The 26,702-nt window shown below is 39.9% G+C and carries 23 protein-coding genes, 2 tRNA genes and 1 riboswitch; of the genes, 12 read left to right on the forward strand and 13 right to left on the reverse strand.

Translation table 11 applies throughout. The features are described 5' to 3' along the window. Positions 1 to 52: 52 nt before the first annotated feature. Positions 53 to 1,105 carry an MBL fold metallo-hydrolase gene (locus AC1PJ9_RS07125; RefSeq protein ID WP_263612847.1) on the reverse strand — a complete coding sequence of 351 codons (1,053 nt, stop codon included), beginning with the start codon at positions 1,103 to 1,105 and terminating at the stop codon, positions 53 to 55. Positions 1,106 to 1,817: 712 nt separating this feature from the next. Here AC1PJ9_RS07125 and hcaR point away from each other — a divergent pair. Next, positions 1,818 to 2,717, forward strand: a complete 900-nt coding sequence (gene hcaR, locus AC1PJ9_RS07130; protein ID WP_263612846.1) for a DNA-binding transcriptional regulator HcaR — start codon at positions 1,818 to 1,820, stop codon at positions 2,715 to 2,717. 268 nt (positions 2,718 to 2,985) lie between these two features. Continuing rightward, positions 2,986 to 3,663 carry a DUF1345 domain-containing protein gene (locus tag AC1PJ9_RS07135; protein ID WP_263612845.1) on the forward strand — a complete coding sequence of 226 codons (678 nt, stop codon included), beginning with the start codon at positions 2,986 to 2,988 and terminating at the stop codon, positions 3,661 to 3,663. A gap of 54 nt (positions 3,664 to 3,717) precedes the next feature. On the opposite strand, the gene AC1PJ9_RS07140 is transcribed toward AC1PJ9_RS07135, so the two are convergent. From AC1PJ9_RS07140 to AC1PJ9_RS07155, 4 genes are all read right to left on the reverse strand, one after another. After that, the gene (locus tag AC1PJ9_RS07140) at positions 3,718 to 4,323 is read right to left on the reverse strand and encodes a glutathione S-transferase family protein (protein WP_022575817.1); all 606 of its coding nucleotides are present in this window, start codon (positions 4,321 to 4,323) and stop codon (positions 3,718 to 3,720) included. Positions 4,324 to 4,371: 48 nt separating this feature from the next. Beyond that, positions 4,372 to 5,067 (reverse strand): helix-turn-helix transcriptional regulator, encoded by a 696-nt coding sequence (locus AC1PJ9_RS07145; RefSeq protein WP_263612844.1) that lies wholly within the window; start codon positions 5,065 to 5,067, stop codon positions 4,372 to 4,374. A 70-nt stretch (positions 5,068 to 5,137) separates the two neighbouring features. Further along, positions 5,138 to 5,812 (reverse strand): HAD-IA family hydrolase, encoded by a 675-nt coding sequence (locus tag AC1PJ9_RS07150; RefSeq protein ID WP_263612843.1) that lies wholly within the window; start codon positions 5,810 to 5,812, stop codon positions 5,138 to 5,140. Beyond that, the gene (locus AC1PJ9_RS07155; protein WP_087607023.1) at positions 5,809 to 6,741 is read right to left on the reverse strand and encodes an RluA family pseudouridine synthase; all 933 of its coding nucleotides are present in this window, start codon (positions 6,739 to 6,741) and stop codon (positions 5,809 to 5,811) included. Before AC1PJ9_RS07155 ends, AC1PJ9_RS07150 begins: the two co-directional genes overlap by 4 nt. Positions 6,742 to 7,463: 722 nt before the next feature. Between AC1PJ9_RS07155 and AC1PJ9_RS07160 the strand changes: the two genes are divergently transcribed. The 4 genes from AC1PJ9_RS07160 (at position 7,464) to AC1PJ9_RS07175 (ending at position 13,127) form a co-directional block, all read left to right on the forward strand. Next, positions 7,464 to 10,799 carry an Rne/Rng family ribonuclease gene (locus AC1PJ9_RS07160; protein WP_311087167.1) on the forward strand — a complete coding sequence of 1,112 codons (3,336 nt, stop codon included), beginning with the start codon at positions 7,464 to 7,466 and terminating at the stop codon, positions 10,797 to 10,799. Between the two features lie 192 nt (positions 10,800 to 10,991). Then, positions 10,992 to 12,833 carry a long-chain-acyl-CoA synthetase gene (locus AC1PJ9_RS07165; protein ID WP_263612841.1) on the forward strand — a complete coding sequence of 614 codons (1,842 nt, stop codon included), beginning with the start codon at positions 10,992 to 10,994 and terminating at the stop codon, positions 12,831 to 12,833. A 120-nt stretch (positions 12,834 to 12,953) separates the two neighbouring features. Beyond that, a tRNA-Lys gene (locus tag AC1PJ9_RS07170) sits at positions 12,954 to 13,029 on the forward strand. 22 nt (positions 13,030 to 13,051) lie between these two features. Then, positions 13,052 to 13,127: transfer RNA gene (locus AC1PJ9_RS07175), tRNA-Lys, on the forward strand. Between the two features lie 65 nt (positions 13,128 to 13,192). Here AC1PJ9_RS07175 and AC1PJ9_RS07180 read toward each other — a convergent pair. After that, the gene (locus AC1PJ9_RS07180) at positions 13,193 to 14,089 is read right to left on the reverse strand and encodes a LysR family transcriptional regulator (RefSeq protein WP_311087168.1); all 897 of its coding nucleotides are present in this window, start codon (positions 14,087 to 14,089) and stop codon (positions 13,193 to 13,195) included. A 113-nt stretch (positions 14,090 to 14,202) separates the two neighbouring features. Between AC1PJ9_RS07180 and AC1PJ9_RS07185 the strand changes: the two genes are divergently transcribed. Then, the gene (locus tag AC1PJ9_RS07185) at positions 14,203 to 14,958 is read left to right on the forward strand and encodes an SDR family oxidoreductase (RefSeq protein WP_311087169.1); all 756 of its coding nucleotides are present in this window, start codon (positions 14,203 to 14,205) and stop codon (positions 14,956 to 14,958) included. 51 nt (positions 14,959 to 15,009) lie between these two features. Here AC1PJ9_RS07185 and hemW read toward each other — a convergent pair whose 3' ends face one another. Next, entirely contained in the window at positions 15,010 to 16,164 is a 1,155-nt protein-coding gene (gene hemW / locus AC1PJ9_RS07190) for a radical SAM family heme chaperone HemW (RefSeq protein ID WP_311087170.1), read from the reverse strand. Positions 16,165 to 16,281: 117 nt separating this feature from the next. On the opposite strand from hemW, the gene AC1PJ9_RS07195 reads away from it, so the two are divergent. Both AC1PJ9_RS07195 and abeM read left to right on the forward strand, forming a co-directional pair. Further along, a complete protein-coding gene (locus AC1PJ9_RS07195) occupies positions 16,282 to 16,743 on the forward strand; it encodes a DMT family transporter (RefSeq protein WP_311087171.1) in 462 nt (153 codons plus the stop codon). Positions 16,744 to 16,775: 32 nt separating this feature from the next. Beyond that, entirely contained in the window at positions 16,776 to 18,122 is a 1,347-nt protein-coding gene (gene abeM, locus AC1PJ9_RS07200) for a multidrug efflux MATE transporter AbeM (RefSeq protein ID WP_174742973.1), read from the forward strand. A 33-nt stretch (positions 18,123 to 18,155) separates the two neighbouring features. On the opposite strand, the gene AC1PJ9_RS07205 is transcribed toward abeM, so the two are convergent. Continuing rightward, positions 18,156 to 19,406, reverse strand: a complete 1,251-nt coding sequence (locus tag AC1PJ9_RS07205; RefSeq protein WP_002067275.1) for an acyl-CoA dehydrogenase family protein — start codon at positions 19,404 to 19,406, stop codon at positions 18,156 to 18,158. Between the two features lie 32 nt (positions 19,407 to 19,438). Continuing rightward, positions 19,439 to 20,686, reverse strand: coding sequence for an SfnB family sulfur acquisition oxidoreductase (locus AC1PJ9_RS07210; protein ID WP_311087172.1), 1,248 nt, complete (start codon positions 20,684 to 20,686; stop codon positions 19,439 to 19,441). 257 nt (positions 20,687 to 20,943) lie between these two features. Between AC1PJ9_RS07210 and AC1PJ9_RS07215 the strand changes: the two genes are divergently transcribed. The 3 genes from AC1PJ9_RS07215 to AC1PJ9_RS07225 all read left to right on the forward strand — a co-directional run bounded on the left by AC1PJ9_RS07215 (position 20,944) and on the right by AC1PJ9_RS07225 (position 23,183). Next, positions 20,944 to 22,242: an ABC1 kinase family protein gene (locus AC1PJ9_RS07215; RefSeq protein ID WP_311087173.1), complete on the forward strand. Its 1,299-nt coding sequence runs from the start codon at positions 20,944 to 20,946 to the stop codon at positions 22,240 to 22,242. A gap of 101 nt (positions 22,243 to 22,343) precedes the next feature. Further along, positions 22,344 to 22,598, forward strand: coding sequence for a type B 50S ribosomal protein L31 (locus AC1PJ9_RS07220; protein WP_001224256.1), 255 nt, complete (start codon positions 22,344 to 22,346; stop codon positions 22,596 to 22,598). 252 nt (positions 22,599 to 22,850) lie between these two features. Further along, the gene (locus AC1PJ9_RS07225; RefSeq protein ID WP_002114866.1) at positions 22,851 to 23,183 is read left to right on the forward strand and encodes a HopJ type III effector protein; all 333 of its coding nucleotides are present in this window, start codon (positions 22,851 to 22,853) and stop codon (positions 23,181 to 23,183) included. Positions 23,184 to 23,688: 505 nt separating this feature from the next. On the opposite strand, the gene crcB is transcribed toward AC1PJ9_RS07225, so the two are convergent. From crcB to AC1PJ9_RS07245, 4 genes are all read right to left on the reverse strand, one after another. Further along, positions 23,689 to 24,069 carry a fluoride efflux transporter CrcB gene (gene crcB, locus AC1PJ9_RS07230; protein ID WP_151682962.1) on the reverse strand — a complete coding sequence of 127 codons (381 nt, stop codon included), beginning with the start codon at positions 24,067 to 24,069 and terminating at the stop codon, positions 23,689 to 23,691. A 124-nt stretch (positions 24,070 to 24,193) separates the two neighbouring features. Further along, positions 24,194 to 24,260: riboswitch (Fluoride riboswitch) on the reverse strand. A gap of 44 nt (positions 24,261 to 24,304) precedes the next feature. Continuing rightward, positions 24,305 to 24,715, reverse strand: a complete 411-nt coding sequence (locus tag AC1PJ9_RS07235) for a GFA family protein (RefSeq protein ID WP_263612831.1) — start codon at positions 24,713 to 24,715, stop codon at positions 24,305 to 24,307. Between the two features lie 77 nt (positions 24,716 to 24,792). Beyond that, on the reverse strand, positions 24,793 to 25,998 hold the full coding sequence (locus tag AC1PJ9_RS07240) for a TIGR03862 family flavoprotein (RefSeq protein WP_311087174.1): 1,206 nt from the start codon (positions 25,996 to 25,998) through the stop codon (positions 24,793 to 24,795). Further along, a complete protein-coding gene (locus AC1PJ9_RS07245; protein ID WP_311087175.1) occupies positions 25,988 to 26,626 on the reverse strand; it encodes a class I SAM-dependent methyltransferase in 639 nt (212 codons plus the stop codon). The genes AC1PJ9_RS07240 and AC1PJ9_RS07245 overlap by 11 nt, the downstream gene beginning before the upstream one ends. Between the last annotated feature and the right edge of the window lie 76 nt (positions 26,627 to 26,702).

Consider the following 26,702-nt stretch of genomic DNA (forward strand, 5'->3'; position numbering starts at 1 on the left):
AAAAAGCCAGTTCAAATTGAACTGGCTTTTTTAATATAAAAATAATAGCGTTTTAGACAGTCAATTTATGCCCTTCTCGAATGCAATAAAAAGGATTAGCAAGTTTTGATGATGCTTTAATCGCTTGAGCTAACGCATGCTCTGGATCTTCCCGATCTTCATCTGTTAACTGAAAGGTTCGATAGTGAATCGCAACAGACCGATGCGCTTGTAAATCTAAATGTGCATGAACTGCATCTTGAGGATTCATATGAACATAGCTCATTAGTTTACGAGGTTCATAAGCTCCGATTGGAAGTAAGGCAACACGTGGTGCGCCATAACGTGCATGTATCTGTTTGAAGTGCCCTGCATAGCCAGTGTCACCAGCAAAAAAACAATGTCCTGTTTTTGCTAAAACCGAAAAGCCGCCCCAAAGTGCTTTATTTTGGTCACGTAAGCCCCGCCCCGAACCGTGTTGAGCAGGTGTATAAACAATTCTTAACTCGTGATAAGGAATTTCCTGCCACCAATCCATTTCAATGACATGGAACTCTTTAGGCAAGTAAAACCCGTTGCCAAGCCCTGTATAAATCGGCATAGCGAATTTTTTATGTAGCCATTCAAGCGTTGCTAAATCCATATGGTCATAATGATTATGGCTCAGTAGAACCCCATGAATGGTTGGCAACTGTTCCAATGCAAAACCCGCTGGACATACACGGCGCGGGCCACGGCCATGCAGTGGACTCGCATAATCACACCAGACTGGGTCAGTAATAAAGTTATATGGTCCAATTTGAATGAGTACAGTGGCGTGACCTACAAACCAAACTTGCCAATCATCTAAGTCTGCATGAGGACGATTCTGCGGTAAAGCAATTGGCGTATTAACACGTACCTCATACTCATTCTGAATATCGACGTTCCATGTATAAGATTCACGAGTCACTAACCAACGCAATAATTCTTTCGATCCTCGTGCAGGCGATCTAGGCTGCTGATTATAAAAACGTGTGTCTTTTTCATGGCCCAATTCAGGATGACAAAAAGGTGGTTTTATCCATGTATGCGTCCAACAGGACTGAGTCGGCAATTGATAAGTTAATGTCGGCTTGTCTTTCATGGGCTTATTCTACGGTTGTAGCATCAGGAGGATGAATCATTCAGTTTTCTATCTTAGCGATTTAAATAAATTAAGCTATGACACTTACACTTATTTATCATATAAATATCCCTTTATTTTGTCGCCGCCGACATACATCAATCTAAAGTGCCACAAAAAAATGTTTAGATGTGTTGAGTTTGTGATTCGTTACTTACAGTTCTTATTAAAAGCTACTGTATAACATAACAATAGTATATAATAGGTAACCTATAACTGAGGGGTGAACTACTTTTATCTTAGTTAATCCATTATTTTTAAAGTTGCTTAAATTCATCAAATTTTATTGAACATAAATAAAATGAGAAAAACTGAAAAAATATAGAAATATAAGTATGATACATTTACTAAAAAAATACTCTAGACACATTTTTTGTTCGAAAAATCAGAGCCTCAACAATTGAATTAATTATTCTTTTTTCATAATATGAGAAAACTTTAAGTGATTTCCTAAAACTAATTAAAATTTATTACTAAAATTTAAAATAAATTTGATTGTGAAGGTAGATTAATATATTTTATAAATTAATAATTAAAAAATTTTTCATATTAAATTAATAATGATTTATAAATTTTCATTTATTTTATAAATATCTAAACCACCTTCACGCTATATAGTTTTATGCTTTATACTTTACTTAAATCATAGTAAGACATTTTTTGGATTAGTCTTATGGAATTACGCCATCTTCGATATTTCATCACTGTTGCTGAAGAATTAAATTTTAGTAAGGCCGCTCTCAAACTCTATACTGCTCAACCCTCTCTTAGTCAACAAATTAAAGATTTAGAAGAAGATGTCGGGGTACGACTTTTAAACCGCACAAAACGTAAGGTCGAGTTAACAGAAGAAGGTGAAGTATTTTTAGAGCATGCTCGTTTAACGCTTGCTCAAGCAGATAAAGCAGTAGCAATGGCACGCCAAGTCTCAAAGGCGAAACAGCAATTATTACGTATTGGTTTCGTCCCCATTGCAGAAATGAAAATTTTCCCATACGTACTTCCAAATCTACGCTTACAACATCCTGACCTTACCATCGAGTTATCAAGTTTAAACAATACAGAGCAACTCAAAGCTCTAAAAAGAGGTGAGCTTGATATCACGTTTACCCGTGAAAATACTGAAACTGATGAAATACAAAGCCAATTTGTTTTAACAGAACCTTTAATTTTTTTATTACCAAGAAATCATCCACTCGCCAAATACGAACGTATTCCAGTAAAAGCACTGCATGGTATTGATTTTATTATTCCTGCTGCTGAACAATCTAACACTCTACACAATACAATTTTGGAATTTACGAAAACCAATGGCATTGACCTGAATATAGTACAAAAGGCCGATAGTATTTTACTCAATATTAATTCTATTGGTTCAGGTTTAGGCTGTACGATTTTACCAGCTTATGTCGCACCTTTAGGTGTTTCTAATACTGTAGTTCGTCCTTTAGATGTTGAATTACCATCTTTAGATTTATTTGTGAGCTATCGTAAAAATACAGAGTCTGTAGGTGTTAAAAAGTTTATTGATCAACTCAATAAAGTATTCCATCTCGACAAAAATCTAGATTAAGCACTATCGAGTAAATATATCTTTATTATTAAATAATAAATGGTCTAAAGAATCTAAATTAAAGTATGAAGTAAATTAAATTGAAATTTATTTGATACTTTTTATCGATTAATTAATTTGCAATAAGTTTTTTTATATTTTAGATTATCAATAAATATTAAAATAAAAAAGATAATCTAAGGTATAAAGCATATATAAAACTTAATGTTAAATTAACCAAACAGTAAAAAATAATATATTTACTATAAGCATAAGGAGCGTTGATTAAATGGTAGGACTATTACAGCACTTAGGACGTAGTATACAAAACCGCCCTCACTTCTTTATTGCTTTATTTGTTGGTTTTATTGCGGCGGGCTTACTGACATGGTTCACTTCATGGAAATGGTCTACCATTTTATTGGCAAGTTGGAATGGTGCCATCAGTTTGTATTTACTCCATGTTTGGAAACTGATGAAAAGTGCCGATCATTCACAAATGCAACAGCAAGCTAAAAAACAAGACGAAAGTAAATGGGTCATTATGCTCATTGTTTTACTTGCAATTTCTATGTGTCTGGTTGCTATTTTAGTACAGCTATCTCAGTTGCCCTCTGATCATTATGCAAAATTAGGACATGTCGCTTTGGCTTTGCTCACCATTGTTTCAGCATGGCTTTTTATGCATACCGTTTTTGCTCTACATTATGCTCACGATTTTTATATGGCTTTGTCCAGAAATGAAGAAAATGGTGGACTAGAGTTTCCGGGAACCAAAAATCCAACGTATCCCGACTTTTTGTATTTTAGTTATATTATTGGTACCTCAGCACAAACAGCAGATGTATCGGTCACCACCAGACATATGCGTTTGCTCAACTTATTTCATATCGTACTCGCATTTGGCTTTAACACGACCATTTTGGCGATTTGTATTAACGTGGCTGCTGGCTTTCTTACAAATTAAAGTCATTTGAAATTAAAAAGTCACCCATTTGGGTGACTTGTAAAAATATTCGGTTTACAGCAGTTGCCCCATAGTACTTTGTTTTAAACCTTCACGCTGCTTGATCGTTTCAACATAACGGGTAATGGCAGGATGTGATTCAATCGCATTCATTTTTAATTGCCATAGCAGCATCGCCCCGACACTTACATCTGCTGCGGTGAACTGTTCACCACATAAATATGGATTTGCTTCACTTAATCCTTGAACCAAAGCTTGGTAAGCATCGTTGTAATCACCATAACCAACAAACATTTTTTGCTCAGGAGTGACTTGTATTCCTAAAGCTTTATCGACGCCAGCTGCTTCCCAAGGGCCTGCCATCATAAACAACCAGCGATAGTACAAACCACGCTTTGGATCATTCAAGGCTGGTGCTAAACCTTTGTCACTAAACTTGTCCGCTAGATATGCACAAATTGCCCCTAACTCATAAATAACGACATCGCCATCTACCAATACAGGTACCTTTCCAAAAGGATTAAGTTTTAAATATTCTGGTGATTTCATCTCAGTTCGGTATGCGACTTCAATACGCTCACATTCAACACCAAGCTCGACTAAAAGCCAGTCGATAACTACACCACGCGATTCTTTGTTAGTATAAAGTTTAAGGCTCATTTTTATGGCTCCTTGTTTATCGTGGTTCTAGTCTACAAGTATCTTTTGTCAGTTTTTGTCAGTAGTCCTTTGCGATTCTTGTGCCCACCACTGCTGGAACAGTTGCTGTTTAAATGATGGATATAACTCTTGGGTTAAACTCAAGTGTTGAATACGATCCATTCTAAAATGCCGAAAGTCCTGTCTTAGTTCACACCATGCAGCCAACACAATTTTGTCATTAAAATATCCCAAGGCAAAAGGCCACAAAGTTCGAACGCTACTTCGCTGTTGTTCATCATGATAATGCATCGAAATTTTGACTTGCTGCCGAATGGCTAAACGTATCTGTTCGACTTGTTTTTCATCTACAGGTAGCCATGTGTTAAATGCTCTTAAAGTCGTCTGCTGTAATAAATATTGACGATGCTCAGGCAAAACAGAATTTAATTTAGCTAAGATTGAGGTAGATGCCGATTGTAAAGATTGATCAGGTACACTCTTCAACCAATACAACGCCAAAAAAATAGCTTCAACTTCATTTTCATTGAGCGTCATTGGTGGCAATACAATATCTTCTTTAAGCTGAAACCCTAATCCCGCCGATGCATCAATTCTCACACCTTGTGCACGTAGACTATCAATATCACGGTAAATACTACGAACACTAATTCCCATGCGTTCAGCCAAGACTTGGGCAGTCACTGGATAACGGAATTCACGGAGTTGTTGTAAAAGATTTAACAAACGAATAGAACGACTCATTTTTCTCGTCTTATTGTTATTGGACATACAATAAGAGGGAATAAATTCCCCCTTCTTATATCATTCTAAATTACGCTACATCTGCTTTAGATAACTTTGCGTACTCTCTTAAAAAGTTATGCAGCTCAGGTACATCTTTAGCAATCGTTAAAGGCTGGAACTGTTGTAGAACTTCGATCGAATGCACACCATAGCCAACACCAATACGTGGCATACCTAAACGCTGTGCCATCTCAAGGTCATAGCTACTATCGCCAATCATGACTGCACGCTCGACACTTACTCCAGTTACAGTCAATATTTCTTGCAACATAAGTGGATCTGGTTTTGAACGAGTTTCATTGGCTGCGCGAGTAACATCAAACAGATGAGTACTCTGTGTTTTTGCAATCACACGGTCTAAGCCACGGCGGTTTTTACCTGTCGCTACAGCAAGTTTTAAACCTTGGGCTTTTAAATCATGGAGTAGCTCAGAAATACCCTCAAACCATGCATCACTTGTCGAGTTTGCAATATAGTGATCGCCATATGCTTTTAAAATCGATTCATGTAGCTCTGGCGCTTCCGGAAATAAAGTTTGCATCACTTCCGGTAAACCTAAACCGATAATACTTTTTGCAGCTTCATCAGTCAGAGTTAACTCATGCTGCTCTGCTGCATGCTGTAAACTTGCAACAATCTGACCAACAGAATTATATAAAGTACCATCCCAGTCAAAAATCACTAATTCGGTTTTCAGACTCATTTTGCTACTCTCAAAGCCTCTAATAACTGGGTCATGTCTTCTGGTAACGGTGCTTCGATAGTCGGATAACCCGGAATATCTAAACGCATGGCATGTAAACACAAACGGCGTGCTTCAGGACCCGCATAAGCAGTGTTATGTCCATATTTATCATCACCCACCAATGGATGTCCAATGCTTAAACCATGTACGCGAATTTGATGAGTACGGCCTGATAGAGGTGACGCATGTACCAACGTGGCATTTTTAAAGCGTTCTGCAACCACCCATTCAGTTTTACTTGGCTTACCTTCTTTAGATACACGTACACGACGCTCGCCATTTGGTAACTCGTAACGAAATAAAGGAGCATCAATGAGTTGTTTATCAAGGCTCACCTGACCTTTTACAATGGCGGCATAGGTCTTACGAATTTTATGTTCACGCAACATATCTTGTAGCAACTTTAAAGTGCTACGTTTTTTGCTAATCATGACTAGACCAGAAGTATCACGGTCAATACGGTGAATCAGTTCTAAATATTTTTTACCTGTTGCCGCGCGTAGTGCCTCAATCAAACCATATGCCACACCACTCCCACCATGTACGGCAATACCTGATGGTTTATTTACAACTAATAATCCTTCATCTTCGTAAACTACACGGCTTAATAAACTTTGTGCCACACTGTCGCTTACAGGAACAGCATTTTCATCTTTTTGTTCATAGCGAATAGGCGCAACACGAATCTGGTCCCCAATTGCAAGTTTGGTCTCGGCTTTAATACGTTTTTTATTTACGCGAACCTGACCTTCACGAATCAAACGATAAATTCGACTCTTTGGTACACCCTTCAAACGTGAAAACAGGAAATTATCGATTCGTTGTCCTGCTTGATGCTCATCCACCTCAAACCAAGTGACACTTTGCCATTGCTGTGTAGAATTCATACTAATATTTAAACCTGAAATTTTACGAAATTTGATTAATAAATGACCGATTAGCTTAGTTTTTTCACAAGAAATCTAAGCTTAGCCCATAGGCAGATGCTGCAAGGTTTGATATAGTCAGCGCACGGATACCACCGTAAGTGAACATCTAAAGGGAAATTTCCCTGATTGAAACCTCAATCAAAATGATGCTTTCATCACCAGCTCGGACAGGTCCTAAAGAATTATGCCGACGCCGAAGGCTTATTATATCGGCAAAATGACAAACTGTTGCGTTTAATTCAGTTTGTTCAAAAAAATATGTTACCAACTCTAGTTGGTTATGGAACGTAAACTGATACACATCAGACAAATCGATCCTTAATGTTGCCTTCAGGCTAAAGCGTTGATGCATTGGAACTGCCGAAAGCACCGATACGATGAGCATTCCGTATCAAACTTCCAATAAAGAAGTCACTTCGCGCCCAATGACAGTGAAAGTCATTAACCAATGCACCGCTCACCCGCCAGTGAAGCAAAAGGGAATTCCGATTTAAAGGTTGAAGCAGTATTGCCTACATCACAGACGAGAATCGAAGCTAAGGCTAAATGTAGCCGGTAACAGATGACTCAGACCACAAGTATTTTGAGATCTGGGAAATGATCCGTCATGTTCGATGTTCGTTCAGAACCTTTAAGTTTGTTAGGTTTGTTTGTGTGAGTCACTATTAGGTGTCACACCCATGAAACGTATGTTGATTAATGCAACTCATGCCGAAGAAGTTCGCGTTGCACTTATCACTGGTAATCGTCTTTACGATTTTGATTTAGAGAATCGTACCCGAGAACAGAAAAAATCCAATATCTATAAAGGCCATGTCACCCGCGTAGAACCTTCATTAGAAGCTGTTTTTGTTGAATACGGCGCAGGTCGTCAAGGCTTCTTGTCTATGCGTGAAATTGCGAATAGCTATTTTCAGGCAGATCCACGTCAAACTTCAAACATTCGTGAACTTATTACTGAAGGCACAGAGCTTTTAGTTCAGGTTGAAAAAGAAGAACGTGGTAATAAAGGTGCAGCCCTTTCTACTTTTATTTCTCTTGCAGGCCGTTATTTGGTTCTTATGCCAAACAACCCGAAAGGTGGTGGTATTAGCCGTCAAATTTCAGGCTCAGTGCGTGAAGAGTTAAAAGAAATCTTGGCATCTTTAAATGTACCTCGTGGTATGAGCGTTATTGTACGTACCGCTGGTATTGGCCGTACTCAAGAAGAATTACAGCTCGACTTACAACACTTGCTTGACCTTTGGGCACAAATTCAAAGTACAGCAAGCTCCGGCCCTTCTCCGATGCTTGTTCATCAGGAAGCTGGCGTTGTAACACGTGCGATCCGTGATTACTTACGTGATGACGTTGCTGAAATCTTAATTGATAGCGAACAAGCTTATAACGAAGCATATAACTTTGTTAAAGCAGTCATGCCACGTCAATTAGACAAATTAAAAACTTATACTTTAAACGAGCCTTTGTTCGCTCATTTTGGTATTGAAAGCCAAATTCAAACTGCTTACGAACGTGAAGTAAAACTTCCTTCTGGTGGTTCAATCGTGATTGACCAGACTGAAGCTTTAGTTTCAATCGACATTAACTCTGCGAAATCAACTCGCGGACATGATGTTGAAGAAACTGCACTGAACACAAACCTTGAAGCAGCAGAAGAAATTGCTCGTCAACTTCGTCTTCGTGATATTGGCGGTTTAGTTGTCATCGACTTCATCGATATGACTAAAGAACGCAACCAACGTATGGTTGAAGCAAAACTCCGTGAAGCAACCCAAAGCGATCGAGCCCGCATCCAGTTCGGTCAGTTGTCTCGTTTTGGCTTAATGGAAATGAGCCGTCAACGCTTACGTCCATCGCTTGAAGAAGCAACAGGTTATGTATGCCCTCGCTGTCATGGTACAGGCATGGTTCGTGACCTACGTTCGCTTTCTCTTTCAATCATGCGTAAAGTTGAAGAGATTGCTCTTCGTGAACGTCATGGTGAAGTTCAAGTTGAAGTTCCAGTTGAAATTGCAGCCTTCTTGCTTAATGAAAAACGCCATAGTCTGGTGTATTTAGAGCAAACTTCTGGTGTACGCGTAACTGTATTACCTCACCCGCACTTAGAAACTCCACATTACGAAATTGCTTATAACCCAGATGGTTTTGCTCCATCTAGTTATGAACGTACTGAAGCAACTCGTTCGAGTGAGAAAGAGTTAGGTTATGAGTCTTCTGAATGGCATTTAGAAGAAGCAGATCATGGCCATGCTCATGTAACAGCTCCAGCTTCAAAAAATGGTTCTGCTCAGAAAAAGACAAGCCATGCAACTCAACCTGTAGCACAACAGCCTGCAGCTCAAAAAGCAGCAAGTCCTTGTGCATGGTTAGAAAACTTATTTGTTCAAAAACAAGCGCAAACTGTTGATCAATCTCGTTCAGCACAAAATGCAGCTGCTGCGATTGAGCAAATGGTAAATACTGGTGCTGTTAGCCGTGGTCAGTTCGGTCAAGTAGCTGTACCTGCTGTTGCAGAAGTTGCGCCAGTTCAAACAAATAACGCTTATATTTCACAGTCACCTGTGAAACAAGAAGTTCGTGAACATGTTGAAAAAGATGATAAATCTCAACAACAACGTCAGAACAACAAAAAGCGTAAACACAAAGAGCAACGTGAACAACATCATCAAGCTCATGAACAACAACATCAAGTTCATGAAGAAGTGGTTCAGTTGTCACGCCAAGAGCAACGTGAGTTAAAGCGTCAGCAAAAACGTCAACAACAGCAAGATCAGCAACATCAAAATAATGATGTACAACAAACTGAAAATGTTGTTCCACGTCGTGATCGCAATAATCAACAACGTCCAAACCGTCCAAATCGCCACCGCGATCCAAGCGTATTAAATGAAAATCAAAATACGCCGGCACCAGTTGTTGTTGATGAAAAACAAATTAAAGTTGATGTGATTGATGCGCCTAAGCAGGATGTCATGAACACTGCTTTAATTATCAATGTTGATCAAGGTCAAAGCGAAATTGTTGCGCTTACACCTGAACGTCAAGTTGAACATGTTGAGTCTGCTCCTGTAGAAGTTGCTCCAGAGCCAACACCAGCTCCTGCTGTAGAAGAGAAAGCTGTTGTTGCTGAAGCAAAAAATGAAGCTCAGCCAACTGAACAAGCTGCTCAGCCACAAATCCAACGTGCTAGCAATGACCCTCGTATGCGTCGTCGTCAGCAACGTGAGGCTAAACAAGCTAAAGCTGCTGTTCCATCTATTGCGCCATCGCAAATTCCAACTTTGGCACAATACACAATTGGTAGCTTAATTCGTCATGTATATGGTGAAGACTGCACCGTATTGATTGAACAATTTGGTTTAGTACCAACCTTTAATCGTGCATTGCAGAAGTTTGCAGAACAGTACGCAAGTACGTTAGTAGTTGAAGTAACTTCTGAAACAGAAGAGAAAAAACCGGTAACTCGTGATGCAGAACTTCCAAGCCATAAACCAGCTGAAGAAGCAGAACCAGCACCAGTGCTTCCGCTTACTCCATCGCAAGCACCGACTCCACGTGTTGCAAATGACCCACGTGAACGTCGCCGTTTAGCAAAATTAGCTGCGGAGCAAGCATTTGAGCAAGTGAAACAACAACACTCTACTCAAGAAGAAGTAGCTGCGCCTGCTCCTGTAGTAGAAGAAACTGTTGTTGCTCCTGTTGCCGAAACACAAGCGCCTGTTGAATCAAAGCAACAACCGCTTGAGCTTGATCAGTCAACTGAAGTTGCACAGCCTGAAGCTGCTCCGGTAGAAGAAAAAACTACAGAAACAGTAGTTGAAGCTCCTGTAGCAAAAGAACCTGCGCCATCAAAAGCAGCAAGCAAAGCGAAAGCAGCCGTTGAAGAAACAGCAGCTCCAACTGAAGCGACAGCTGATGCTGAGTCAGAAGACGCTAAAGCCGACAAGGACAAACCAAGTCGCCCTCGTCGTCCTCGTGGCCGTCCACCAAAAAAAGCTAATCCTGTAGCTGAGTAAGCCATTTGCTCAATTGCAGCTAATTTAAACAAACCTAGTCATTTCGATGACTAGGTTTTTTTTGTTATTTTTAACCAATTAGGTTGATTGCACTAGAAGAAAAGTTTTAAAAGCATGGTGAACCATGAAAACTATTGGACTTTTTGCCCACACAACCTTTTTTGGATTGATCGAAAAATAAATAGGATTGATATGAGCCAGACAACACAGACCGATATCATTACGCTTGGTGATGTTGCCACAAGACTTCCTAGCTTCATTCCCAAAGTACCCCATATCCTAAATGGTCTTAAACAGGCTTATTTAAGAACATCACATACTCCAACAGGTTTGGGTATTGCTTTTGAAAAAGCTGTTAAACGAAATCCGAAAGGCACGGCATTATTATTTGAAGATCAAAGTTATTCTTATGAAGCTTTAAATGAATGGGCAAACCAGATTTCCCATTACTACCTTTCCCTCGGAGCGCGTAAAGGGGACGTCATTGCTGTAATGATTGAAAACCGCTCTGAGCTAATCGCAACAATTGTTGGTTTAGCTAAAATTGGGGTGACCATTGCACTTGTGAATACCTCCCAAGTCGGTAAAGTTCTCGCTCATAGCATCAATCTAGTAAAACCGATTGCCGTTATTGCTGGTGAAGAAGTTCGAGCTGCTATTGATGAAATTCGCCAAGACTTAAATGTGCCTAAAGACCGTTTCCATTGGTTCGCAGATCAAGCAACTCGTCAAAACTCAGGTACAGCACCTCAAGGTTATGCCAATCTAGCTGAACAAATTGATCAATTTCCAAAATTCAACCCATCGACTACTCGTTCTGTGACGGGTAATGATGGTCTATTCTATATCTACACCTCTGGTACAACAGGTTTACCAAAGGCTGTTATTTTCAAGCATAGTCGCTGGACATTAGCGTATGGCACTTATGGCCACATCTTAAACTTAGGCCCAGATGACGTTATGTACGTCACCTTACCGCTTTACCATGCAACAGGTGTGGTGGTTTGCTGGTGTGGTGTCATCGCAGGAAGTGCAACACTTGCAATTCGACGTAAATATTCGACCAGCGCATTCTGGAAAGACGTTCAAAAATTTAATGCGTCTGCAATTGGTTATGTTGGCGAACTTTGCCGCTACTTAATGGATGCCCCTGTTACCGAACTTGACCGTAACCATCGTGTCACCAAAATGATCGGTAATGGCATGCGGCCAAATATTTGGGACAAGTTCAAACAACGTTTCGGTGTTAAAGAAGTCCTTGAGCTTTATGCATCAAGTGAAGGTAACGTTGGATTTAGCAATATTTTCAACTTTGACAACACAGTTGGCTTCTCTCCTACACCATATGCCATTGTTCAGTTCGATAAAGAAAAAAATGAACCAATCCGTGACAAAAACGGCTGGTGTCAAAAAGTTAAAGCAGGTGAAGTAGGTCTATTAATTGGCAAAATTACTAGTCGCTCTCCATTTGACGGTTATACCGACCCTGAAAAGAACAAATCAGTGATTTGGAAAGATGTTTTCAAAAAAGGTGACTCTTATTTCAACACCGGTGATTTAGTTCGTGACATCGGTTTCCGACATGCACAGTTTGTGGACCGTCTAGGCGACACTTTCCGCTGGAAAGGTGAAAACGTATCGACCACTGAAGTGGAAAACATGGTATGTGAATACGAAAAAATCGCTGAAGCTGTCGTTTATGGTGTAGAAATTCCAAATACCAATGGCCGTGCTGGTATGGCAGCCATCACACTGGCAGATGGTGAAGAGTTAAATGATGCAGATTTAACCGAAATGGTATCTGTATTTAAGAAGTGTTTGCCTGCTTATGCTGTACCGGTGTTTTTACGTGTACAAAAAAAGGTCGAAACAACAGGTACTTTTAAATATCAGAAGAATAAACTGAAAGAAGATGCGTTTAATCCGAGCAAAACTTCTGAACGTTTACTCGCTTTATTGCCTGGTGCAAGCAGTTACTGTGACATCACAACTGAAATTTTTGACAATATTCAGGCATATAAATACCGTTTTTAGTTCATTTTTTAGCTAAACAAGAGGAAATCGTGCTTTTTATAGGCAATCATGCAAATGTTTTTAAATTTCCTCTTGTGTTAGTTGAATAACTTGCTAAAATACGCGACATCAAAACGATACGGGTCGTTAGCTCAGTTGGTAGAGCAGCGGACTTTTAATCCGTTGGTCCCGCGTTCGAGTCGCGGACGACCCACCACTTATCTGTTTTGAACCTATTTGGGTCGTTAGCTCAGTTGGTAGAGCAGCGGACTTTTAATCCGTTGGTCCCGCGTTCGAGTCGCGGACGACCCACCAAATTCTAAAAAGCCTCTCACAATTTGAGAGGCTTTTTTTATTGTTATCTTATTTTCTTTTTATGACTAAAAGATGACGATGCATTTGCGATTTAAAACCTCTTCCACCCAATTCATAAAGACTTCTAATCGTTTTGGAATATAACTTCGGTTCGGATATAAAATATTAAGTGGAAGTGATGGTGCACTATAAGTACTAAGCACCTCAACCAAGATTCCCTGCTCAATCTTATCTTGAACGTCATAGTAAGGAACTTGAATAATCCCCAAACCTGCACAGGCCGCAGCACTATAAGCTTCGGTATTATTTACGCTTAAAGCACTATCCATCATCACGGTTCCCCCCTGATATACAAATTCACCCTGCTTTTCGCCTACGGCTCCAGCATAGTTAATCAGTTTGTGCTGAGATAAATCTTCTAATTGTTCAGGCGTACCATACTGTTTTAAGTAATGGGGACTTGCACAGTTCACCATGACCAAATGACCAATAAATCTTGCAATTAAACTACTGCTATCTAACTCACCTACCCGAACAACACAGTCAATTCCCTTTTCAATTAAGTCAGTCATGTCATCAGAACTATTGAGCTGCAAATGAATATCTGGATAGCGTTGATAAAAATCTGACAGCTCAGGAATAATCACTTGATGCACGATACGACTGGGCATTGAAATTTTTAATGTGCCGCGATAATGCTGTTTTTGCATCTGGATCAGTTGTTCTAATTGTTCATAGTCAAACAACAGGTTTTGGCACTCTGGCAATATTCGCTGTCCATCTTGCGTCAAGCTTACTTTACGGGTGGTACGGTGAAATAAGCGTACTCCATAGTGAGTTTCAAGTTGTTGAATAGCACTAGTTACCGTTGAGCGAGGTAGATCGAGTCGATGTGCCACCTCACTAAAACTTTGTCGTTTAGCGACTTCTGTAAAAATAAAAAATTGCTGCAACCGATCCATTTTAATTGTTCGTATTTTCTGAATAGTTAAACCAAACTAGCATAATTGATCAAAAATTACCGCCAATCTAGACTAAAAACACATTAAAACAAGTCATCATAGGAACAACCATCATGGCAACTCATACGCTTAAAGATAAAGTTGTACTGATTACTGGCGGTGCAAAAAACTTAGGTGGACTCATTAGCCGTAAATTTGCAGAACAAGGCGCAAAAATCGCAATTCACTACAATAGTTCAGAAACACAAGCGGATGCAGAACAAACACTCGCAGATGTAAAAGCATTCGGTGTAGATGCTGTTTTAATTCAGGCAGACCTAACTCATATCGATAACATCGAAAAACTTTTCGTAGATACCAAACAGCATTTTGGTGGAATTGATATTGCCATTAATACAGTTGGAAAGGTTTTAAAGAAATTATTTTTAGAAACCACCGAACAAGAGTTTGATAGCATGAGCGATATCAACTCAAAAATTGCCTATTTCTTTATTCAATCGGCAGGTCGTCATTTAAATGACGGCGGAAAAATCTGTTCAATCGTGACTTCTCTTCTGGCAGCCTACACGGGTCTCTATTCAACCTACGAAGGTTTAAAAGCACCTGTTGAGCATTACACCCGCGCTGCATCAAAAGAATTTGGAGATCGCCAAATTTCTGTGACTGCTGTTGCACCCGGTCCCATGGATACACCTTTCTTTTATGGTCAGGAGTCTGCCGAAGCAGTCGCTTACCATAAATCTGCTTCAGCTTTAGGCGGACTAACTAAAATTGAAGATATCGAACCTCTAGTTCGCTTTCTAGTGACCGACGGTTGGTGGATTACGGGTCAAACCATTTTTGCAAATGGGGGCTATACCACCCGCTAAAATTAAAAAAGCCGCATCTCATTGTGCGGCTTTTTCTTTAGGACTATTGGATTATAAGAACTCTTCGAGTACCGAATTTAAGAAAATATGCCCCTGCTCTGTACAAGCCAAACGAGAACTATCCTCTACTAGTAGCTTTCTAGCTCGTAGTGAAGTGAGTACCTCATTTAAATAATCTAAGCTTAAGCCTGTACGCTGTTCATATAACTCAGCCTTCACACCATCATTTAGACGTAAAGCATTCATCATAAACTCAAAAGGTAGCTCATCGGCCTCAATCTTTTTCATTTGCAAATGTTCGGCTGGAACCTTAGCTAAGTAATCTTTTGGCAAACGTGTCTTTTGGAAACGATACACGCCATCTGGATGTGTTACTTTGCCATGTGCACCTGCACCAATCGCAAGGTAATCACCAAATTGCCAATAATTTAAATTATGGGCTGAAGGTTGTTCTTTACGCCAAGCCGACACTTCATAATTGATAAAGCCATTTGCTTTTAGATAGGCTTCGCCTTGCTCTTGAATATCTTCTAACACTTCATCTTGAGGTAAAACAGGCTGAGTTCGGAAAAATACGGTATTTGGCTCAATAGTAAGTTGATACCAACTGATATGTGTCGCACCATGCTCTACAGCAACCTTTAAATCATAAAGTGCTTGTTCTAGCGTTTGCTCAGGTAAGCCATGCATTAAATCGACATTAACTCGCTTAAAGCCTGCTTGTCGTGCCTGCTCAATTGCATCCATAGCATTGTTTGCTGAATGAATACGCCCAAGCTTTTGCAAGTGATCGGTATTAAAAGTCTGTACTCCAATCGACAAACGGTTAATACCCGCCTCTAAATAACCTGCAAACGGGTCATGTTCTAATGTCCCCGGATTTGCCTCTAAGGTAATTTCACAATCATCTTCAAAGTTAAGCCGTGACTTAAGCTGTTCAAATAGCCATGCATAACCTTTGGCAGAAATAAGTGAAGGCGTCCCCCCACCAATAAATACACTGTGAATTGAACGCCCTTGGGCCATCTCGACTTGAGTTTCAAAGTCGGCTACCAATGCTTTTAAATAGGTTTGCTCGAGTTCTGCCGAAAGCGCACCATCAGGCACGGCATGCGAGTTAAAGTCACAATAGGGACATTTACGCACGCACCAAGGCATGTGGATATATAAAGATAACGGAACAGAAGCAGGATTTAATACAGCCAAGGAACAAGGTCCAATTTACACAATATTTCTATTTTAACATGACTGCATCAATGGGCTTATGAAAACATACCTTAATTGCTTTAGACTGTTTTTAAACATACTTAAATATTGATAAAAATGATGAAATTCTCTAGTCAACTTTTCCTGATCTTACCCTTAGCTATGGGAATCGGTGTTGCCATGGCTTTTCAAACCGCCATTAATGCTCAGCTTCGTGAGCAATTACACTCACCTTTGCAAGCGGCATTATTATCATTTTTCATAGGTACTATTGTTTTAGCCATTATGGTGTTCTTCCAAAGTGCCGAGAAACCCACTTTAAGTGAAATATCTAATATTCCATGGCTTCTTTGGACCGGAGGATTCCTTGGGGTTTATGCAATTAGCATGAGCATTTATACTGCACCTAAGCTTGGTTTTTTAACCTTTACAGGACTAGTCGTTTTTGGACAATTGGTTATTTCTATGTTGCTTGACCATTTTGGATGGTTAGGTACAGACAAAACTCCTGTTACATGGCAACGTTTTCTTGGTGGAGTGGTCATCTTTGCTGGTGTGTTACTCACCCTACAGCGCTAGTTTCATTTTTATATTTATAAAGAGTATCTTTTGTGTCGAATGTCACGTCGTTTCGGACTGAATTAAAACAACTCTTCCATTTAATGCTACCTATTTTAATTACGCAGTTTGCTCAAGCAGGGTTCGGATTAATTGACACCATTATGGCAGGGCATTTATCTGCAGCAGACTTAGCTGCTATTGCAGTAGGTGTAGGTCTATGGATTCCTGTTATGCTCCTTTTTAGCGGGATCATGATTGCCACTACACCGCTAGTTGCAGAGGCAAAAGGCGCTAGAAATACAGAACAAATTCCTGTTATTGTTCGTCAGTCATTATGGGTTGCCATCATTTTAGGTGTAATGGCTATGCTCATTTTGCAGCTTATGCCGTTTTTCTTACACGTGTTTGGTGTCCCAGAAAGCTTACGACCTAAAGCAAGCTTATTCTTACATGCCATTGGGTTAGGTATGCCAGCCGTAACCATGTACGCAGCGCTACGTGGCTATTCAGAGGCTTTAGGTCATCCTCGCCCTGTAACCGCGATTAGCTTATTGGCCTTAGTGGTTTTAATCCCTCTAAACATGATCTTTATGCATGGCTTAGGACCAATACCTGCTTTAGGTAGCGCAGGCTGTGGCTTTGCAACCTCCATTTTACAATGGCTCATGCTGATTACATTAGCAGGCTATATCTATAAAGCTTCTGCTTATAGAAATACGTCTATTTTTAGCAGATTTGATAAAATTAACCTGACTTGGGTTAAAAGAATCTTACAGCTTGGTCTGCCAATTGGTTTAGCTGTATTTTTTGAAGTAAGTATTTTTAGTACAGGCGCATTGGTTCTTAGTCCACTAGGTGAAGTGTTTATTGCCGCGCACCAAGTGGCTATTTCAGTTACTTCGGTATTGTTTATGATTCCGCTTTCACTTGCGATTGCCTTAACCATTCGCGTGGGAACCTATTATGGTGAAAAGAACTGGGCTTCCATGTACCAAGTGCAAAAGATTGGTTTGAGCACAGCAATACTTTTTGCTCTATTAACCATGTCATTTATTGCCCTAGGCCGTGAACAAATTGTCTCGGTTTATACTCAAGACATAAACGTTGTTCCTGTTGCGATGTATTTACTCTGGTTTGCAATGGGTTATCAGTTGATGGATGCCCTACAGGTCAGTGCTGCCGGCTGTTTAAGGGGTATGCAAGACACCCAAGCACCGATGTGGATTACGCTTATGGCGTATTGGGTTATTGCTTTCCCTATAGGGCTTTATTTGGCACGTTATACCCATTGGGGCGTAGCTGGCGTATGGCTAGGTTTAATTATTGGCTTAAGCATTGCCTGTGTTTTACTGCTCTCACGGCTCTACCTAAATACAAAGCGCCTAAGTCAAACCTAATAAAAAAGCCGATGAAACATCGGCTTTTTTATTTTATGCAGACTTTGCCCGCGGGCTTGCTCCAATTTGCCAGACAAAAGGTAAATCCGTACGGTTTACTTCCCAATCTCCAATCACTTTTTCTTTATAAATAAGCGGATTATGTGAAGACACAGTCCGCGCATTACGCCAGAAACGGTCAAGTTGTTTCACTTGGCTACTTGCCGATGCACCCAAGGCATTAAATAACTGACTTGTTAAATCAAGCACTAGGTTAGAAATTACGACCTGCCCTTGTGCCGACTCAAGCTCGGCATCTACATTAAACTGGTGCTCTTTCACTTCAGACTCGGCAAAATGACTTTCATAGGCCTTTTGCAATGCCTCAGCGGTTTTTAAGGTAATTGCTTCACTTGCATACGCTTGAGCGGATGCCTTACCCACCACTTGTAAAACTTGTGGGTCGTGACGAACCAAGTCACCATTACCATGACTGAAAATACGTTTACGTTCACGAATTTCCTGACTAAACGTTTCAACTGCGGCACGCGCAATACCCGTTAATGTTGCAAGGTGCACCACCTGATAAAAAGCGGTTTGATACTTAAAACGTTGATCAAATGGAATGAGGTGTGAAGCTGGCAAATGGACCTGATGTACTTTTAAAGTACCACTGCCTGTTGTCTTTTGACCAAAGCCATCCCAGTCATCAATTACGCTCACACCTGTTTCATGGCGGTAAATAGCAGCAATCACATGACGATCATTCACTTCATCGTAAGCAAATAAATCAATCCAGTCTGCAAAAATACTTCCTGTTGAATAGTACTTTTCACCATTTACCACCAAGTTACCCGAAGCGTCTTTGGTGACTCGTGTAACGACATCACCAATCTGTACATTTCCAACTTCTGTCCATGCGTTTCCGACTAAATCACCTTGTACAAAGCGCTGAAACCAGACCTCTTGTGAGTGCTCTTTATGAGCAACCAAACGGTCTTCAACAAATGCAAAATGACCACGTAAAGCTTGCACAATATTGGAGTCAGCTTCTGCTAGCTCTGCTAAAAGCTGGAACAGTTGAGGTAATGAAACCCCATCTCCACCATATTTACGGGGTACTCGTACAGCACCCAACTTGGCTTCTTTTAGCCACTGAATCGGTTCAAAAGGTAAGATTCGCTCTTTTTCCCGTTGAATTGCCCCTTGTGCAATTTTTTCAAAAACGGGACGGAATCTGTTTGCAACCTTTTCATAATCCGCGCCTACCGATAGTTCTTCTAATTCAATTTGAGCTGTTGTCATCGTTATTCTCCTAATCTTGTCTTTTCTTCAATTTAGCTCCATGCATGACGAGGTGGTTGAACTCCATTGAGATAATAGTTACCGACAATGTGATACTTCCAGCGCACAGGGTCATGCAAGGTATGGGTACGGGCATTGCGCCAGTGACGGTCAAGGTTGAGTTCAGATAAAGTAGAACGCGTACCCGATAGTTCAAAAAGCTTATTGGCAGCCAAAATAGCAATTTCTGTGGTGAGTACTTTTGCCTCGGCAACCAATAGTGTGGCTTGGTTTACATGCTCTTCGGTGGTGTCAGCAATGGCCTGATCAATTGCATCTGCGGCCAAGTCCAGTACTGCTTCTGCTGCACGCAGTTTAATTTTTAGGTCACCAATATTTGCAATCGTGTAAGGGTCATCACTGGCTTTTTCCAGACCTGAATCAATCCATGCACGGCTATGATTTTTGACATATTGAATCGTTTCTTCAATTGCACCACGCGCAATACCTGCATCGACCGCAGCCTGAATAAACTGAGAAATAGCACCTGCTGGTGTTGGGCGTTCAAATGCTTGGTAAATCGGAACTAAATATTCTTCACGTACAGGCACCTGATTTAGTTCTACCGTACCGCTAGCCGTAGTACGTTGTCCAAAACCAGACCAGTCATTAATAATATTGACCCCAGATGTTTCACGTGGCACAAGTGCAGCATAAGGTTGCCCCTGTTCATTTACAGCAACAATTGGAATCCAGTGGGCGAGCAAGGCACCCGTTGCAAAGAATTTTTTGCCATTAATTTCATAACCATGTTCGGTCTTTTGAAGTTTAGTCGTGAGGTCCGCGACTGTCTTACTGTGTTTTTCCGAAAATGCATTACCGAAACGAATTCCCCTTAGCACCAAATTAAAGAAGAACTGTTGCTGTTCAGGTTTCGCATCTAGTCTTAAATGTTCAATAAAGGCCAAGTGATTTTGAGGCAACTGAGCAAGAGATGGATCAACACTCGCAATTGTTTTAATCACTTCCGCTAAAGTTCGATATTTAACTTGCGCGCCACCAAATTGCTTAGGTACTGTAATGGCCCATAGGCCACTTTGTGAGAACTGTTGAATTTCATTTAAGGGTAGACGGCGTTCTCTGTCTCGATCAGATGCTTCTTGTGCAAACTCTTGAGCAAGTTGCTTGGCAATCTCAATTGCCTCTTCATCAGAATGAATAATATGCGCATCTTTCGACTGCTCAAACACAGATAAAGGAACCGCTTGAGAGCGCCCATAGGACGAATTTAGACTGGTCATAACTTTTATTGTCTCTATTTCTTATTTAACATGTCATTCACCTTAGCACTAAAAAAACAGCGACTTTATAGATATTAAAGCTTTGTTTATGAAATGAATTTTGAAAAGCTTTTCACATTTTTTACTTTAAAAATAACGTTTTGTTTTTCGAAAATTTTCTTACATGCGCTAAACAATTTCATATAGGCTTTTTAAGTTTTGTCACCTATGATCAAAACTAGACAATATTATGTTGTAGTCAACGAGGTATCGAAGATATGGCAAAGAATGCAAGTTCACCTGGCAAACGATTTATGAAACTTGCAGGAATGACCGCGAGCATTGCAACAAAAACCGTTTCTAACTCGATTCGAAACCTGACTGCGGATGAAGAACAGAAACTGGCTGCAAAAACTAAATTGTTTCAAGATATCGGTCTACAGATTGCAGACACCTTAGGAGAAATGAAAGGTGCTGTCATGAAGGTTGGGCAAATTGCATCGCAATATAAAGATATCTTCCCACCAGAAGTTGCAAAAGCAATATCAAAACTACAACGTCAAGCTCCAGCCATGCCTTTTTCTGCGATTCAGCAACAAGTTGAACGTGAGCTTGGAAAACCACTCAATGCTGCCTTTAAATCTTTTGATGAACAGCCTTTTGCTGCTGCATCAATTGGACAAGTTCACAAAGCAGTTTTGCCAAATGGCCAACAAGTTGTAGTTAAGGTTCAATATCCCGGTGTTGATGAAGCCTGCGAAAGTGACTTAAAACAAGTACGTTTAGCACTACGCTTAATGGGTGTACTTAAAATTGATAAAAAACTGCAAGATCAACTTTTTGCAGAGATTCAAGATAGCCTGTCAGCAGAGCTTAACTATGAAATTGAGGCTCAAAATCTTGAGGTCTTTAAAACTTTTCATAGCAAGTTAGATGGCAAAATTATTATCCCGACTGTTTATAAAGATTACTCTTCAAGACGAATTTTGACTTTAAGCCTTGAACAAGGTGACAGCATTGAAACTGCTAGTTCTTGGCCTATCGAAATTCGAAACACAATTGGCCGTCGTTTAATCCGTGCTTTGGGTCAGGAAATGTTCTTTTTAAAACGTTTTCACTGTGACCCTCACCCAGGTAACTTTGCCTTTCGCCAAGATGGCAGTGTCATTATTTATGACTATGGCAGTGTTAAAACGCTTTCCAATGAAATTGTGTATAGTTTCAAACGACTAGTGAATGCAGCTCGTCATGAAGATATCGACTTAATTGAAACAGAATTACTTGCCTTGCACTCTTTGAACGAGAAAGGTAAATTTCCGAGTGACCTTTATAAGCTCTGGATTGAAGTGTTATTGCGTCCGCTTACCACAACCTATGACTTTGCAGAGAACTCATCACATCATGATGGCATGTTACTTGTGAAGAAGTCTTTAAAATATTGGGATGTCTTTAAGCCTTCACCAGATACTTTAATGGTCAATAGAACCATTTCAGGACACTACTGGAACCTCATTCACTTAAAAGTACATGACAACCTAAATGATTTATTTGAAGAACTTGTTCCGCCGTCTAACTAATTCAATGAACTGATTAATGTAGCCTTTTCGAGGTTACATTGACTTATTTAATGTTATGTTATAACATTTCTTTAATCAAAAATAATTTAGGACAATCTCTCATGCGTAAAGATATTCATCCTGCTTATCAACAAGTGTTATTTCATGACACTAATGCAGACGTCTACTTCTTAATTGGTAGTACCATTCAGACGAAACAAACTAAGGAATATCAAGGACAAGTCTATCCTTATGTGACTCTTGATATTTCGAGTGCTTCACATCCTTTCTATACAGGTGAAGTACGTCAAGCAAGTAATGAAGGCCGTGTTGCAAGCTTTAACAAACGCTTCGCTCGCTTCAATCGTAAGAGTTAATCTTACGTTAAGTTTTAACCAATACACTAAAATCATTGGAAGCCTAAGACTATCTCCTCCACTTAGGCTTCTTTTTTTATGTGGATTTTTTCTATACTTTTTCAGTTGTGTATAAACTAAAACTTATCCACATCTTGTCTAGAAAATATTCTCAATTTTCCAAATATCCCATCATTTTTTTATAGCTCCCAAGCTTTCAAAGCGTGTATTCGATGCTATGCTTAAGCCCCATTTGATAGGAAGTTTAAGATTATGGCACAAGAGTTACTTGCCCAATTACAAGCAGGCACAGCAAAATTTTCAGATGTTTTAGCTCATATTGAAGCACGTTACCAACACACTCCAACAGCTTTTCAAAATGGTGCACAGCATAACGCAGCGACTGAAAATCAAGGCAGTGCAAAAGTTTTCTCTTTTGCCAAGTTACAAGGTTTAGATCAAGCACAAACTTTAAGTTTATTTGCAGAGCACTATGCATCTGTATTGGCTACCCCAGAGGGAACTGATCACCAAAATATTCGTCAGTTTATGCAAAATGGTTGGGATGGTGTGAAGTTTGAAGGTCAGGCTTTAACTGAAAAATAATAAGATTTAAATAAATAATAGAAACGTCTTAATTTTTATTATGAGCACTGCCTTAAATGGAAGTGATATCCAAATGATGGATTGTATAGGCTAACCTTACTTTTCAAGGATGAAAAGTAACAAAAATCCTTTGTTACGCTGATGCTACATCCATGTAGCACAGCATAACGACGGCATCCCTGCCGTCTGTCACGATAGTAAATGACTAATTATTAATTAAACTATTTGATTAATCTTTTATATTCGATACGCGATAACGTCATTCGCAACCTGCGTGGCATCAATAAAAGTTTGTTTTTGCAAAGCATAAGATAAATGGATTCAGTGAACAGGTTCTGCGAATGACAGATGCCTTTGGTTACTTTGGGCAAAACCAAAGTAACTTAATTAGCTGCTTCCATTAGATAACTCAACGATAAGACTCCGTCGTGAAAATCCTACCCAACACTCAACTTCGATGAGCTCTCACAACTTGAAATCATGGTCAATTCTTAAATATAAAAACTCAATGTCCCGCTACCCAATAATAAGTCGCCAACCCCAAACACGTAAAAATTAACGATCCAATTAAATGAATAGAAATAGCCAACATCGCCATGCCCAACTTACCACTTTGCAATAAAGTCACAATCTCAATCGAGAACGTTGAAAACGTAGTTAAAGCACCACAAAAGCCGGTGATTACAAAAAGCTTATAGTTCGGACTTAAATCACTATGAGCAAAATAAGCCATCGCAAACCCAATAATAAAGCCACCGACTAAATTAACAGTGACAGTACCCAGTGGAATTTGCGGATAAATTGGGTTGAGTTTTAAACCTAAAAACCAACGCAACCACGCCCCTAGCACTGAACCTACAGCAATTGAAAGTAAAGGATAATACATAGAACCACCCCTTTAGTGAGATGCTAAAAGAGCAAACAAAAATGATGGGAAAGGTGACATGGCGTACTCCAAAAATAAGCAGAGTACGCAATAACCTACGTACCCAGCGATATAAATACATGAGGGTAACGTAGGCATCATTAGCCGATATGGCGGTTTTTCAAGGGAGGAATGCCATCTCCCCGTTTTAAGTATATTAAATCATCTAAAATTTGATTAAAACATACTTTTTAAATCATGGACGTTCATCGTATTGCGGTAAATCGTCACAAATGCTTTCCCACTCTGCTTTTGAAGCAGCAAAAATATGCATTGTCGGCTTTTGATCTAATGGTGTATCGAGTGACCCAATTCTTACACGATATAGTTCAGGTTGGGCATCACGCGAGCTAATAAGCGGTGAACCACATTCGCTACAAAACCAGCGATACACACCGTTCACAGCAAATTTTTTGACGAGATCTTCACCTTTGGTAATTTTAAAATCTGTACTTTTAACAGGAGCATTGGTGGCAAATGCTGTTCCATTGGATTTTCGGCACCGTTGGCAGTGACACTGAATAATATCTCCGATATCGCCTTTAATTTCATAGCGAATACCCTGACATAAACAACTTCCTTGATAAACTGGTGATGCTTGAGACATGTTCTCGTAAATCCTATTATTATTGATCGCTCAAAAATAACACTTTTCACATATCAAACATAGTACCGAATTTGCCGTTATTTCTCTAAGAATGAATGCACACCTTCACCAGCCGCTCGTCCTGTAGCAAAACATGCTGTAAGCAAATAGCCGCCTGTAGGAGCATCCCAGTCCAGCATTTCACCACAACAAAAAACACCTGAGGTTTGTTTAAGCTCTAGGCTTTCAGTTAATGCACCTTGCTTAACACCACCAGCACAGCTAATTGCTTCCTCAATAGGCCTAAAGCCATCTAGCTTAATTTGAAGTACTTTAATTTGCTGAGCTAAAGCCTCTGGTTGGCTCCATAGCGCTTTATCAACCACTTCTCTAATTAAGTTAATTTTGGCCGTGTCTAAGCCTGCTTTACGCCAGATATTGGTGAGCGATTGTTTTTTACTAACCTGCAATTTTTTAATTAACTGTGACAACTCTACATCAGGCAATAAATCTAAAAATAGATTTAAGCTTTTTCCTTGTTTTTGTTGTTCTCTTAAAGCTCGTCCAAGTTTATAAATGACACCACTTTCTAAACCATAGTGAGTAATCACAATATCGCCATGAGTAACTTGGCTAGGCTCAACCCACGCATTGATACGCTTTAAAGGTTCACCAAAACAGCTTTCCATAAAAGCTGACCAAGTGTGCAATACTCCTGCATTACTTGCTTGAAAAGGTTCAACACTGGATTGATCCATCCATTGCTGCCAAGCACCATCGCTACCCAATTGGGACCAAGATACAGCCCCACAAGCCAATACGACTGCATCGTATTGTTGGGTAAAAGTCTTGCTGCTTTGATTATTTTGGTTTTCTAAAGTCACAGTTGTACCTTGCAAATTAATACAACGATGTCGATAAAAGAATTTAACCTGTTGTTCTGCTAAACGTTTTAACCAAGCACGCAGTAAAGGAGCAGCTTTCATTTCGACAGGAAAAATACGACCGGAACTACCCACATACGACTCTATTCCTAGACTTTTCATCCAGTTCTGAATCCAGACTGCACCCCATTTCTCAACCCACGGTTTAAGCCATTCTGCATGGTCATAACGTTCAATGAACTGGACTAATGGTTCAGCATGCGAGATATTCAAACCTGTTTTACCAGCCATCAAAAACTTACGCGCAGCCGAAGATTTTTGCTCAAACACATCAATTTCATAATCATACTGGCTCAGTACCTCAGCTGCCATTAAACCAGCCGGACCAGCACCGATAATGGCAACCCGCTTATTCGCCATGTGTTTGCCCTTGCAATGGCGCAAACTCATCAAATCGAGTTTGATAACCTTCAGGCTTGGTCATAATGAGCTGCTGACAAAGCTCGCCACGCTCTAAATATTTAATTTCAAAATGAGTACGCGCAGAGGTTTGCACAATTTTTTCTTTTTGGTAAGGCAGCTTCCACACATTTAATAACTGTTGTTCAGCTTCTTCAATATATTCAGGAATATTACTTGCTAAAGTAATAGTTCCACCTGTTTTCAGGCGTGATAATAAAAACTCAAAAAATGGCATATTCAACCAGCGCTGTGCCGGATTATGAGGTTCAGGGTTCGGATAAAGAATAAAAAAATGTTCAACTTGTGCAGGGTGTAAAGCATGTACCACCCACGGCAAAGCATCCGCATGTACAGGTACCAGATTTTCTCGTGGTTCTAAACCATGCTGCTTTTGCATTGCCAAGAATTTTTCTCGGGTTCGTTCAATCGCATATAACGTGTGCTGTGGATTTTGCCCACTGAATAGCAAAGCATGTTTACCTTTGCCCGCCCCAATTTCTACACAAATTGGAGTATTTTCAATTGGGGTAAAATCGCGAGGCGCTTGCATACGTTGTGCTTGAAATTGACGAATCTGCATAATCACATCAAACTAAATAAAAATCGGCACAAGTCTAACAAGTCACCTGACTTTTGCCTAATCTATTTCTCTTCACTTTGAG

The sequence above is a fragment of the Acinetobacter sp. 70_2 genome (assembly GCF_056736115.1).